Raw genomic sequence first — 12,320 nt, 5'->3', positions numbered from 1 at the left:
ATAGAATTGCTAAATCACTTCTTCCGCTGGTATTTCTCGGGTAACTCCGGCACCGGACGTTTGTCATCAATCAGATGACGCACGGTCAGGATCGGATGACGCCAGAGCATTCTGGGTCCAGCCCAACGCATAATTTGCTTCATCTCTTCGCGTTTAGCGGGCTGGTAACAGTGCACCGGACACTGTTTGCAGGCCGGTTTTTCCTCACCAAATACGCATTTATCCAGGCGCTTTTGCGCATAGGCAAACAACGCATCGTAATGCCCCGGTTCATCTGAAGCCTGCGGACACTGGCTCTCATACAGCGAGATCATTCTCTGGATCGTCATTTTCTCACGTGCAATACGTTTGCCGGACATGATGCCTCCATAATTAAGTTGCATAAATAATACACCTTAACTAAGCGCAGGACTATTACCTGGCGGTGATACATTCCTTAGCACCCTACGCAAATAAGAATTATTTTCATTTGTTTATGCCATGTGCTATATAACATAGCAAAGGCTATATTCGATGATAAATTAACCACTTTGTTGTGAGGGATACTATGCCGCATCTGCCCCATCTGAAGTCATTTCTCCTTGCCAGCGTGTTAACGGCGCTTACGCTGTCACCTGCCTGGGCGAAAGAAAAGTTCAAAGTGATAACCACCTTTACGGTGATTGCCGATATGGCAAGCAACGTGGCAGGTGACGCGGCGGACGTCAGTTCCATCACCAAACCCGGGGCAGAAATTCACGAATATCAACCCACACCGGGGGATATTAAACGGGCGCAAGGCGCACAGCTTATTCTCTCCAACGGCCTTAATCTCGAACTATGGTTTGCCCGCTTCTACCAAAATTTGTCCGGCGTACCGGAGGTCATGGTCTCAAATGGCGTGCAGCCAATGGGTATCAGCGAAGGGCCATACAACGGCAAACCGAATCCGCATGCCTGGATGTCAGCGGAGAACGCGCTTATCTACGTGGACAACATTCGCGATGCGCTGATGAAATACGATCCCGACCATGCCGCAACCTACCAGAAAAATGCGGAGAATTATAAAGCGAAAATCCAGCAAACTCTGGCGCCACTGCATGCAGAACTGGCGAAGCTCCCTGCAGATAAACGCTGGCTGGTCACCAGCGAAGGCGCATTCTCTTACCTCGCGCGTGATAACGGCCTGAAAGAGCTGTATCTGTGGCCGATCAATGCCGATCAGCAAGGCACGCCCAAGCAGGTACGCAAAGTGATCGATGCGATCAGAAAACATCAAATCCCTACCGTATTTAGCGAAAGCACCGTGTCCGACAAACCTGCGCGTCAGGTCGCCCGCGAGTCTGGCGCGTATTACGGCGGCGTGCTGTATGTCGATTCGCTCAGCGCTGCCGATGGTCCGGTACCGACCTATCTGGATTTACTGCGCGTGACGACAGAAACCATCGTCAGCGGCATCAACGACGGGTTAAGGAGCCAAAAATGAGTCAATCTGCGATTACCGTGAATCAGGTTACGGTGACGTATCGCAACGGCCACACCGCGCTGCGGGATGCCACTTTTCAGGTTCCGGGCGGCTCAATTGCCGCTCTGGTCGGCGTAAACGGTTCGGGAAAATCAACGCTTTTTAAAGCGCTGATGGGTTTTGTCCGGTTGGCGAAAGGGGAAATATCTATTCTGCAACTACCGGTTAATAAGGCGCTCAAACAGAATCTTATCGCCTATGTCCCCCAGTCAGAAGAGGTGGACTGGTCGTTTCCGGTACTGGTGGAAGATGTAGTGATGATGGGCCGCTTTGGCCATATGGGGTGGCTGCGTCGACCAAAACAGATCGACCACGACTGCGTGGATGCGGCGCTGGCGCGGGTAGATATGCTGGACTATCGCCATCGCCAGATAGGTGAACTGTCCGGCGGGCAGAAAAAACGCGTTTTTCTGGCAAGAGCCATCGCACAGGACGGGCAGGTTATTTTACTGGATGAACCCTTCACCGGCGTGGATGTGAAAACCGAGGCCCGGATCATCGATCTGCTGCGTGAACTGCGTGATGAAGGCCGGACCATGCTGGTCTCTACCCATAATCTGGGATCCGTCACCGAATTTTGCGATTACACGGTGATGATTAAGGGCACGGTGCTGGCAAGTGGGCCAACCGAAACCACCTTTACCCACGAGAATCTCGAGCTGGCATTCAGCGGCGTTCTGCGTCACGTCGCGCTGAGCGGCGGTGAACAACACGTGATTACCGATGATGAACGTCCGTTTATTTCGCGACGCGCGGCAAGCGAGGGGGAGTAATCATGAACTGGCTGACGGAGCCGTTTGGCTACCAGTACATGCTCAACGCCATGTGGGTTTCGGCGATGGTCGGCGGCCTGTGCGCATTTCTCTCCTGCTATCTGATGCTCAAAGGCTGGTCGCTGATTGGCGATGCGCTGTCACACTCGATCGTTCCAGGCGTAGCCGGAGCCTATATGTTAGGGCTTCCCTTCGCGCTGGGCGCATTTCTTTCCGGTGGACTGGCGGCGGGCAGCATGCTGTTTCTCAATCAGCGTTCACGCCTGAAGGAAGATGCCATTATCGGGCTGATTTTTTCGTCCTTTTTCGGTATCGGGCTATTTATGGTGTCGCTTAATCCGATGTCGGTGAACATCCAGACCATTATTCTGGGTAACATCCTAGCGATTGCGCCGGAAGATATTCTGCAACTGGCGATCATCGGCGTGGTTTCCCTGACCATTCTGTTTTTGAAGTGGAAAGATCTGATGGTGGTCTTTTTTGATGAAAACCACGCGCGGTCTATCGGTCTGAATCCGGGTCGGCTGAAGCTGTTGTTTTTTACGCTGCTCTCCGTTTCCACGATCGCCGCACTGCAAACCGTCGGTGCCTTTCTGGTGATTTGCCTGGTGGTTACGCCCGGTGCGACGGCCTGGCTGCTGACCGATCGTTTTCCTCGCCTGCTCACCATCGCCGTGGCGCTCGGCAGCCTGACCAGCTTTTTCGGCGCCTGGCTAAGCTACTGGCTGGACGGTGCAACCGGCGGAATTATCGTCGTTCTGCAAACGCTGCTGTTCCTGCTGGCATTTGTCTTCGCACCAAAACACGGTCTGCTGGCGAATCGCCGCCGCGCCCGTCTGGTGAACAAGGAGCAAGTATGATCTTAACAACGCTGCTGGAACCTTTTCAGTTTAGCTTTATGGTTAATGCGCTGGTCATCTCTACCATCGTCGCTGTGCCCTGCGCGCTGCTGTCGGTATTTTTAGTACTCAAAGGCTGGGCGCTGATGGGCGATGCCATGAGTCATGCGGTTTTCCCAGGGATTGTACTGGCGTGGATTGCGGGCATCCCGCTGGCAATTGGCGCGTTTATCGCCGGTCTGTTTTGCGCGGTGGCGACCGGATACCTCGACGATAACAGCCGCATCAAACGCGACACCATCATGGGTATTGTTTTCTCCGGGATGTTTGGTGCGGGTCTGGTGCTGTACGTCTCTATCCAGTCAGAAGTCCATCTCGATCATATTCTGTTCGGCGACATGCTGGGCGTCTCGTTAAGCGATATCATGCAAACCGCGGTTATTACTCTGGGGATCGCGCTTATCATCGGACTTAAATGGAAAGATTTGCTACTGCATGCGTTCGACCCACATCAGGCAAAGGCCAGTGGGCTTAACACCGCACTGCTGCATTACGGCCTGTTGTGCATGATCGCCCTGACGATTGTCGCCACGCTAAAATCGGTAGGGATTATTTTGTCAATTTCATTACTGATTGCACCTGGCGCCATCGCGATTTTAATGACGAGGAAATTTTCCCACGCCTTATGGCTGGCGGTGGCGATGTCGGTCATTACCTCATTTATGGGCGTGTTCCTGTCATTTTTCATCGACAGCGCACCGGCTCCCACCATAGTCGTACTATTTTCTCTGCTGTTTGTGATTACCTTTATTTATGCAACCCTGCGCGATCGGCGTTTAGAGAATCAGCTTCAGCTGCAGGATCCGTAAATTATGGGTCAGCTAATGTTCTTGATATTAATATAGCCTCCGCCAGGGGGTTATATTATCGGCAGATTACAGCATCATGATGATACGTTTAAATAAACGGATTATAGATTACTCTAACGTGAACAACGGTTTTGGCTTGCCAATGTGGTATCCCTGTAACCACCCGACATTCATGTGTTCCAGGTGCATCTGGATTTCGGCACTTTCAACAAACTCGGCGACAACCTGCATACCTTTCATTGCCGCAACCCGGCAGAAAGATTCGATGATATAGCGACTAACCTCACATTTTATAATCCCACGAACGAAAGACCCATCAATCTTCAAAATATCTGCTTCAATGTTCATCAGGCGTTCATAGCTTGCAAACCCGGCACCGAAGTCATCAATCGCGATCCGACATCCCAATTGACGTAGTAAGCGTAGTGTATCTGCCGTGTGTTCTTTATCTGACAGGGTATCAGCCTCGGTTATCTCAAAAATAATCCGTTGCGGTATCACCACATATTCCTGCAACAACGCAGTTATCTTTGCAACGATACCTGAACGACATAGCGTCACTGGCGCCAGGTTAATGGAAAAACAACTCAGCGGATGGTAGCGCATGTACTTCAGGGTGTTCTCAATAACCCAAAGATCGATATCGGGTGCTAACCCTGTGTCGCGTGCAACCGACAGAAAATGGTCAGGGGAAAGAAATTCCCCGTGCTCATTGAGCATGCGGATCAGTATCTCATGATAGGATTCATCACCACGAGTACTGACGATAGGCTGGGCCAGCAGGACAAAGGTATTGTGATCCAACGCGTTTTGCAGTGCAGCGCGAACATCCGTTGTATCGGTAGTAGGGTTGCCAAACAGTCGGCTATGCTGTGCCTCAAGGTTTTCCGGCCTGCCGTTGGTCATTGGCGATATGACTTTTGTTATTATTGGAGGGAACATCATATTCATATCAAATTAATAAATAAATACTAATTTATAGATAAAAATGGACATTCCGCGTAGCTGGCATCAGCGGTGAAGAAAAAGACAAAAACCAACATACTGATAATCAACAAAAATCACAAACCCAGTTTTTTCATTATCATTCCAGCTGAGTGCAAAAAAAAACACGTCAGATGCTTTTAATGTTAACTTTAACATACAAAAAAAGAGAGTTTCCCTCGCTTCATAATTATTTTTCCGTCACTCACTAACTCCTGCAATACTTTGTGGATAGCACTGCGTGAGATATGATTTCGAGCGAGAATGAATGTATACACAGATGTGTTTTCACGCATCTCTGGCTCCATCGACCAAATATATTTCAGGTGCTCAATAATCAATTCACGGATAGTGCGATGCGATTGCAATTTTTCTCGCTGAAAATAGCGTTGCAGATGTAGCGTTAAAATATCAAATGCATGTTTCCAAAGATTCTTTGCAGTGAACAAAAGTTCGGCATTGGGTGCACTCATCGCCCACATTTCACAATCGGTATCACAACGTAAATAGTGTCCGGCAACTTCCGTACGCATTTGTGGCAAGCCGAGGATGGCCGGTGCAGATATACTTACCATCACCAAATCATTTTCCACACGATGAACAGAGACGGCCCCTTTCTCCAGAAACAAGATATTTCCATCACTCTTCAGATCAATACGCTGGCGTTTTTTGCGTAAGGACAGCCAGGCATTATCTGACTTTTTCATTTCATCACCAACAAGCACTACAGCATTTTCAATATCTTTCTGGAACATGGGACTCTCTACCGCAAATTATGGCTTTGTCAAAACGAGGGTGGAATTTTACTCAACACGAAAAATAAATGTCAGCTCACCAACAAGCTGACATTTATTCCCATCTACATCTACCACCGGCATTCCCTGGTGCCGTTGACGCGTTCAGACTCATGCTGTTTTCGCGTGGTGGCGCCAGGCAGTATATGACGCTGTCCATAAAGAATTAATGGCAATCATCTTTGTCGTTGTTATTTCATCTTTCTGTTCTTTGCAACGTAGCCAAAAAGATACAATACATTGATTTATATATAGTTTATTTTCATTAAAAAGTTATCATTGTTGTTATATTATGATACGAAATTGAAACACTTCGCGGTTCTCGCTGCAGGGTCGGGTCCATACTGGTGGTCTTTATGGGCTAAGTGGTATCATGACTCGCCAACCGCCTGGCGCACCAGCAAGAGTAGAAACATCATGTCTGAGACTGGCAATGTCAGTTATCTGATTGAAAAAATAATAATATTTACGCCAGCTACACAATCGCTGGCGCGGATAGATCAACCCAATCAGCGGATAAAACTCAAACACTCGGCGTCATTATGTCTTTTATTACTTATTCAACATCGTGGGCAAGTGGTTTCCCAAAACGAACTACTGGAATTCGGCTGGGGTAAAAATCACCGCCAGGTGAGCTTCAACGCCTTTTATCAAAGCATTCTCTCTTTGCGCAAAAGTTTGCTGCAGCTGGAACTGGAGCAACCGCTTATCACCACAATCCCCCGCAAAGGGCTGATCATCCAGGAAGAGTTCAATATTCAGGTGATTGAAACTCCGGAGGAGAGCGTATCTTTTACAGCAGAACCCTTAGTGCCGGATGTCGCCATAGAAGAACGGTCAGATGACACAGCGCGCCAACCTTTGATCACCACTGCTGAAATGGTAATACTTGCTATTACCCTGATAATTTGTGTGCTTATAATGTATCCGTGGCAAACCAGTGATAACTATTTCTCCGGCTATATCACCGCAGACAAAGCCCCCACTGACTGTCAGTATTATTTTAATAATGATGCCAGTAATTTCTCCCGACATACGGCATTTATCAACAAAAATCCTGGGCTGTGTCAGAGCCATAAATTTATCTATATCACCACCTACCCTGAATCCAAGAAATTATCCGTGCTTGTATGTCGCTCACCGATGAAAAACAGGCAGGAAAACGCCTGTCAGTCGGTTTATTACCCACGGTATGATAGCTAATGAATTTTTATTCCCGAACGCCCCGCATCCAGACAGGTATTATCCTGTTGCTTTGTTTTGCTGCGCTAATTGTTACCGCCGTCTACCGGTACAGTAAAAACAATGGTCAGTTACATAATCTGACCTGTCGGTCTGCCATCGAGATTGTACGCAATACAAGCTCATTCCGAGGGATCATTGATATCAAAACCGGCGGCAGCAAAGGTATTGTGAATATTGATGGCATTATCAAAGATGCCGAAAATAATGAGCAGACCGTGCAACGCATGGTACTTTTTACACAATCCAGCTACGGCTCAAGCCCGGTTTGGATTTCGCAGAAAATCCAAATCTCCAATCGCGAAACAGCACCCGCCAGTCTCATTCAGGAACTCCTCCCCGACTTCTTCCTGACCAACACCAGCGTATCCAACGTCGATTTTTTTGCGCTGAATAGAGAGACGTATTTGATTACCAAAGAGGGGATCCCCTATCTGTACTGCCAGAATTATGCGTTGCCGGAAAATGAATAATCAATAAGCGAAGATTAAAAAAGAGCAAAAACGATTTGAAAGAGTCACTTGATACGGACTTCACGAACCACACGCCAATGATGCCTTGGTGTGTTAATGCTGATTAATAAAGATTATTTTCTCTCATAATATAAAAAACCCATTCTAATCTACACTACCATAACTCACTGATTATGCGAACATTGTTACCCTGCTCGTCCAGCGTTATAACTTTCTGGTTTTCCAATAATCTCTTCCCTCTCTGACCGCCGGTAATAAATGTCACCGACAGTTGTATATTGATGCAACGATGATTTTATAGCTCGGGCGACTTTTCAGGCGCAGAGTTAGCGGTGAAATTTGACGGTGTGCCAAGCTGATATTCTGCAATTCGGCACAATCATCCGGTCAGACAGGTATTGATCATGTTCATAATCCGATTGATTGCCCTGCCCGGGAGTCCACTTTAGCCCAGGGCCGACACAGTAATTGTATCTAACACGTTTATTTTATTAAGTTTTTGATAACAATTGGTTAATTAATTTATTCATTCGCCTATTCCTCTGTTCTGCAAAAACGTCATTTGCAGCTTTTGTCCATCATCTAACCAGTAATTACTTTCTTAACGCTAGCCTCTTCATCCCCTCGCTCATGATATAAATTTATAAAAAACATTAAAAATAGCGTTTTAATCTTAAAAATATAATTTAATCGATATTTACATTTACCAAATATTCAAACAATGGTCTTATATTCCAACCTTACAGCGTGACGCGAAATGTTGTTCTGCAACCGAATGCGCCACTCCAGAGAAGGTGAAATGAATCATCAACATCTGTTCAGATGCCAGGGATGATGTAGCGCGAACCAGGGAGCAGGGAAAAAGTTTCACGCTACTGACAAAAGTAAATTTGATTATGAAAATGGGATATACACAAATGTTTAACAAAACATTCATCGTAGCGGCATTGATGGTTTCCGGCTCTGCATTTGCAGCTGAATCAACCGGCGTAGCGGGTGGCACTATTACCTTTAACGGTTCAGTGTCCGATACCACCTGTAACGTGGTGACCAATAACGGTTCAGACTTCACGGTAAACCTTTCCCCTATTGCTGTGGGTGATATGGGCACCACCGCCGGTGTTGTTAAAACCAACGCCAAAGACTTCACCATGAATCTGAAAAACTGCTCTGCGGCATCGGACGAAGCTAAAACGCTTAAAATCACTTTCAGCAGCAGCAATCTGTCGGATGACGCTAAATACCTGAAAAACTACAGCGACAATGGCGCCGAGGGTGTGGGTATTGCGCTAACCAAAGACGGTAACACTGCCGTACCGTTTGATACCGCTTTCGATACTGGTCTGAGTTCCGCTGACGCTGCCACCGAAGATGGCGTCACACTGACCATGTATGCCAACTACTACAACTACGGTGGCGCGGCCGTAACAACCGGTAAAGTAGTTACTGACGCAACTTATTCCTTCAGCTACGACTAACTCATTCAGCCGGGGTCTCCCCGGCTCTCCTCTACGACATTATGAAAACTCTGATATTTTTTCTTGCGGCTACGTTCATTTCCATGAATGCCAGCGCAAGCGTTGTGATCAACGAAACGCGTGTTATTTATCCGGCCAGCGCCAAATTTGTGTCGGTGCAACTGGTAAACGACAGCGAACAAACCCATCTGGTGCAGTCCTGGATTGACGAGGGCGATGCTTCCGCCGCGCCGGAGAAAGTCAAAGTGCCGTTTTCTCTGCTGCCTCCGGTCGTAAAAATGAGCGGACACGCCGGACAGGCTCTGAAAATCTCGGCGATGAACACCCATTCGCTGCCAAAAGACCGCGAAAGTGTGTTCTGGCTTAACGTTCTGGATGTCCCTCCCGTCCCTGAAGGGAGTGGCGATAGCTACCTACAAGTGGCCATTCGCAATCGTATAAAACTGTTCTATCGTCCGGATCAACTGAGCGATCTCGACAGCAGCGTGGCGGAGAAAATTACCGTTTCGACTTCTGGCGGTCACACCTGCCTGAAGAATAATTCGCCATATTACATGACCATCCCTCAGGTCGTGACCTGGCAGGGGGGCGAGCTAAAGCAAAGCCGAAAAGATAATTTACTGGCTGAGACTGCGTTTATACCGCCGTTTGGCTGCGCGCTGGTATCCAGCAAAATTCAGTCCGGTGGGCAATATCGCCTTACCTGGCTTGATGATTATGGCGCAAAGAGATTCAGCACTATCCACTGATATCCCAGATAAATGACTCCAGGTTCAATTCTGATGAAAAACAGTTCTCTGTTTCGTATAAGTTTGCTAGTTCACTCTGTCAGCCTCGCGATATTTTCATACGGCGCGTTGGCGGAGGATTTTAATAGCAGCCTGCTGGTAGGTAATTCAGCAGATATGGACTGGAGTAATTCTCGGCTGGTTATGACGCCGGGGGCTTATGATTTGGATGTTTATGTGAATAACGTCTGGCGCGGGAAATTTAATATTTCCGTCGCTAATGACGATAAAGGTACTCTGCTTATTAATAAAGACGACGCATCTCTACTGGATATTCAGGGGCTGGATGATATTGTAAATAAAAGCACCGCTGAAAAGCTCGACGTTAATACCCTGCTACACGGAGGGAAAAGCGCCCTGATACCCGGCACACTGCGTTTGGATTTAGAAGTACCTCAGGCTTTCGTAAAAGAATATAGCCGTAACTGGGTGTCACCGCAAAAATGGGATCAGGGAATTAATGGCCTGTATACCAATTACAATTTCAACTATTACAATTTTCACGGCCTGCAGAATGGCTATAGTGACAGCGATAATCTGTATTTATCGCTGAACAGCGGACTAAACATGTATGGCTGGCATTTTCTCGATAGCTCATCGTGGATGCGCTACAGCGCAATGAACAAAGGTAGCTGGATAAATACCACGCGTTTTGTTGAAAAACCAATTGCGGCAATCGATTCGGTACTGCGCATTGGTCGAAGCTATACGACGTCTGATTATTTTGACACGGTCCGTTTTCGTGGGGTGACACTGAATAAAAGTCGTCAGATGTTACCGGACAGCGAAAACGTTTATATGCCGGTGATCGAAGGTGTTGCAACCAGTTCTGCGGTGGTCAGTATCTCCCAGGATGGTCATATCATCCACCAGATCAATGTCCCGCCTGGTCCCTTTGCCATCCGCGATCTGATGCCTACCGGCTCACGCAGCGATTTATCCGTCGAGGTAAAAAACACCGGCGGCAACATTGAGCACTTCATTGTGCCATTCTCCTCGATCCCGGATATGCAGCGCCCCGGCAGCAGCGACTATCAGATTAACGTCGGGGCTGTGGACATGCGCAACGTCGACGATAGCAGCCATTTTACCCAGGTGAGCTATTCACGTGGGGTGAATAACTACCTCACCGCGTCAGCGGGCGGGATCTGGAGCCAGGATTATCAGTCTCTGCTTCTGGGAGGAGCGGTTTCCGTCCCCTACGCTGGGTCACTCTCGGCTTCCGTGGAGGAGTCGCAGTATCGTCTGCCTGGCGAGAGCCGTCGCCACGGAGAAAAATACGCGCTGTCCTGGAGTAAATACTTCCCGACCCGCACCAATATTTCGCTGGCTTCGTATTATTACCGTACTCAGGATTACGCTTCTTTTAGCGATTATATCCTGACCAAATCCAATATTAAGGATTATGGCGGAACGGGCACCTCAACGATCAACAGCAAACAAGCCTTTAGCGCCAATATTAATCAGCCGCTGGGGGAACAATTTGGAAGACTGTCACTTTCAGCCTACTGGCGCGATTACTGGCGCGGTCAGAAAAGTAGCCGTCAGTACAACCTGACCTGGAGCAATGCCAGTCACGGCATCAACTACTCGGTTTCGCTGCGCCGCTCGGAGGTTACGCAGTCCTATTACGACTATGAAACCAATTATGAAGGCGACCTGGTGAGCGCGTTGCGTTCACGCGGTAAGACGGAAAACAACCTCTATTTTTCTGTCACGATACCGATGTCGATATTCGGCAGCGGCGGCAGCCTGTCTTCTCATGCCAGCGTGCAGAACGGCAAATATTCCTCTTCTGACGTCAGCATGAGCGGGAATATGCATGATGTTGACTACAGCCTGATGCTGAGCCACGACAGTGACAACGATTCGCGGGCAGCCGATCTCTACACCAGCTGGAAAAATGACTATACCAGCATGAACAGCGGCGCGACCCTGGCCCGTGAATATCGCCAGCTAAGCCTGGGTGCCAGCGGCAATCTGCTGGCATGGAAGGGTGGGCTGCTGGCGTCTCCTCATAACGGACGTAATTTTGTCATTATTGAAGCGCCAGGAGTGGTGAACGCGGTCGTTAACGGCGATACCTCCGCACACACCAACAGCAAAGGTATCGCCCTCATCACTAGCGCGACACCGTACCGACAGAATAATTTCCATCTGGAGCAGGATGGAACCCAAAAAAGCGACGTCGACCTTGAAGGTAATTTACTCAATGTGGCGCCGTACGAAGGCAGTATCAGCTGGCTGAAGTACAAAACTGACACGCGCAGACTCTTCACTTTTGATGTGCAAACCGCTGAAGGGGGTCAGTTGCCGTTTGGCGCGGTTGTCAGCGGTGCCGGGAATGAAGAAGTCGGCTATGTCGCACAGGGGAGTCAGATTTTTATTAAGTCAGAGACGCTTCCCGCCAGCCTGAAGGTGAATATCAGCAAAGGTAAGACTAAAAAATTCTGCACTATTTCCCAGCCTGCAGAGCATGCTGAAAATATTTGTCGCTAACTCAGTTTACTCAGCTAAGGAAGGTGCGAACAAGTCCCTGATATGAGATCATGTTTGTCATCTGGAGCCATGGAACA

The 12,320-nt window shown here is 48.3% G+C and carries 12 protein-coding genes; 9 read left to right on the top strand and 3 right to left on the bottom strand.

From position 1 onward, the window contains the following. Positions 1–14: 14 nt before the first annotated feature. Complete coding sequence (locus HV311_RS05085) at positions 15–359, bottom strand: nitrous oxide-stimulated promoter family protein (RefSeq protein WP_003825888.1); 345 nt, start codon at positions 357–359, stop codon at positions 15–17. Positions 360–547: 188 nt separating this feature from the next. On the opposite strand from HV311_RS05085, the gene HV311_RS05080 reads away from it, so the two are divergent. From HV311_RS05080 to sitD, 4 genes are read left to right on the top strand one after another with little or no spacing between them, the layout of a single operon-like run. After that, positions 548–1,465 carry a metal ABC transporter substrate-binding protein gene (locus HV311_RS05080; RefSeq protein ID WP_019077550.1) on the top strand — a complete coding sequence of 306 codons (918 nt, stop codon included), beginning with the start codon at positions 548–550 and terminating at the stop codon, positions 1,463–1,465. Further along, positions 1,462–2,277: an iron/manganese ABC transporter ATP-binding protein SitB gene (sitB, locus tag HV311_RS05075; RefSeq protein ID WP_191220803.1), complete on the top strand. Its 816-nt coding sequence runs from the start codon at positions 1,462–1,464 to the stop codon at positions 2,275–2,277. Before HV311_RS05080 ends, sitB begins: the two co-directional genes overlap by 4 nt. Positions 2,278–2,279: 2 nt before the next feature. Further along, positions 2,280–3,137, top strand: coding sequence for an iron/manganese ABC transporter permease subunit SitC (gene sitC / locus HV311_RS05070; RefSeq protein ID WP_016154199.1), 858 nt, complete (start codon positions 2,280–2,282; stop codon positions 3,135–3,137). Then, entirely contained in the window at positions 3,134–3,985 is an 852-nt protein-coding gene (sitD, locus tag HV311_RS05065) for an iron/manganese ABC transporter permease subunit SitD (RefSeq protein ID WP_191220801.1), read from the top strand. The genes sitC and sitD overlap by 4 nt, the downstream gene beginning before the upstream one ends. Positions 3,986–4,093: 108 nt before the next feature. Here sitD and HV311_RS05060 read toward each other — a convergent pair whose 3' ends face one another. Continuing rightward, the gene (locus HV311_RS05060; RefSeq protein ID WP_016157329.1) at positions 4,094–4,891 is read right to left on the bottom strand and encodes an EAL domain-containing protein; all 798 of its coding nucleotides are present in this window, start codon (positions 4,889–4,891) and stop codon (positions 4,094–4,096) included. 230 nt (positions 4,892–5,121) lie between these two features. Then, on the bottom strand, positions 5,122–5,724 hold the full coding sequence (locus tag HV311_RS05055; protein WP_016154202.1) for a helix-turn-helix domain-containing protein: 603 nt from the start codon (positions 5,722–5,724) through the stop codon (positions 5,122–5,124). 456 nt (positions 5,725–6,180) lie between these two features. Here HV311_RS05055 and HV311_RS05050 point away from each other — a divergent pair, with 456 nt between their 5' ends. From HV311_RS05050 to HV311_RS05030, 5 genes are all read left to right on the top strand, one after another. Further along, a complete protein-coding gene (locus HV311_RS05050; RefSeq protein ID WP_137380304.1) occupies positions 6,181–6,966 on the top strand; it encodes a winged helix-turn-helix domain-containing protein in 786 nt (261 codons plus the stop codon). Further along, positions 6,966–7,478, top strand: a complete 513-nt coding sequence (locus HV311_RS05045; protein WP_016154204.1) for a hypothetical protein — start codon at positions 6,966–6,968, stop codon at positions 7,476–7,478. The genes HV311_RS05050 and HV311_RS05045 overlap by 1 nt, the downstream gene beginning before the upstream one ends. Positions 7,479–8,395: 917 nt before the next feature. Beyond that, positions 8,396–8,956 carry a fimbrial protein gene (locus tag HV311_RS05040; RefSeq protein WP_047414269.1) on the top strand — a complete coding sequence of 187 codons (561 nt, stop codon included), beginning with the start codon at positions 8,396–8,398 and terminating at the stop codon, positions 8,954–8,956. Positions 8,957–9,039: 83 nt separating this feature from the next. Continuing rightward, a complete protein-coding gene (locus HV311_RS05035) occupies positions 9,040–9,705 on the top strand; it encodes a fimbrial biogenesis chaperone (RefSeq protein ID WP_223952813.1) in 666 nt (221 codons plus the stop codon). 33 nt (positions 9,706–9,738) lie between these two features. Then, positions 9,739–12,243, top strand: coding sequence for a fimbria/pilus outer membrane usher protein (locus tag HV311_RS05030; protein ID WP_153646956.1), 2,505 nt, complete (start codon positions 9,739–9,741; stop codon positions 12,241–12,243). Positions 12,244–12,320 lie beyond the last annotated feature (77 nt).

This window comes from Citrobacter sp. RHBSTW-00881 (assembly GCF_013728515.1).
GTDB classification, from domain to species: Bacteria; Pseudomonadota; Gammaproteobacteria; order Enterobacterales; family Enterobacteriaceae; genus Citrobacter; species Citrobacter braakii.
Note: the sequence above shows the minus strand (reverse complement) of the source record. Positions and strands in the feature narration are given on the sequence as shown.

What these genes read in the sequence shown, in the direction of transcription:
- HV311_RS05085 (WP_003825888.1), bottom strand. Translation starts at nt 359, where the DNA reads ATGTCCGGCAAACGTATTGCACGTGAGAAAATGACGATCCAGAGAATG.
- HV311_RS05080 (WP_019077550.1), top strand. Translation starts at nt 548, where the DNA reads ATGCCGCATCTGCCCCATCTGAAGTCATTTCTCCTTGCCAGCGTGTTA.
- sitB (WP_191220803.1), top strand. Translation starts at nt 1,462, where the DNA reads ATGAGTCAATCTGCGATTACCGTGAATCAGGTTACGGTGACGTATCGC.
- sitC (WP_016154199.1), top strand. Translation starts at nt 2,280, where the DNA reads ATGAACTGGCTGACGGAGCCGTTTGGCTACCAGTACATGCTCAACGCC.
- sitD (WP_191220801.1), top strand. Translation starts at nt 3,134, where the DNA reads ATGATCTTAACAACGCTGCTGGAACCTTTTCAGTTTAGCTTTATGGTT.
- HV311_RS05060 (WP_016157329.1), bottom strand. Translation starts at nt 4,891, where the DNA reads ATGACCAACGGCAGGCCGGAAAACCTTGAGGCACAGCATAGCCGACTG.
- HV311_RS05055 (WP_016154202.1), bottom strand. Translation starts at nt 5,724, where the DNA reads ATGTTCCAGAAAGATATTGAAAATGCTGTAGTGCTTGTTGGTGATGAA.
- HV311_RS05050 (WP_137380304.1), top strand. Translation starts at nt 6,181, where the DNA reads ATGTCTGAGACTGGCAATGTCAGTTATCTGATTGAAAAAATAATAATA.
- HV311_RS05045 (WP_016154204.1), top strand. Translation starts at nt 6,966, where the DNA reads ATGAATTTTTATTCCCGAACGCCCCGCATCCAGACAGGTATTATCCTG.
- HV311_RS05040 (WP_047414269.1), top strand. Translation starts at nt 8,396, where the DNA reads ATGTTTAACAAAACATTCATCGTAGCGGCATTGATGGTTTCCGGCTCT.
- HV311_RS05035 (WP_223952813.1), top strand. Translation starts at nt 9,040, where the DNA reads ATGAATGCCAGCGCAAGCGTTGTGATCAACGAAACGCGTGTTATTTAT.
- HV311_RS05030 (WP_153646956.1), top strand. Translation starts at nt 9,739, where the DNA reads ATGAAAAACAGTTCTCTGTTTCGTATAAGTTTGCTAGTTCACTCTGTC.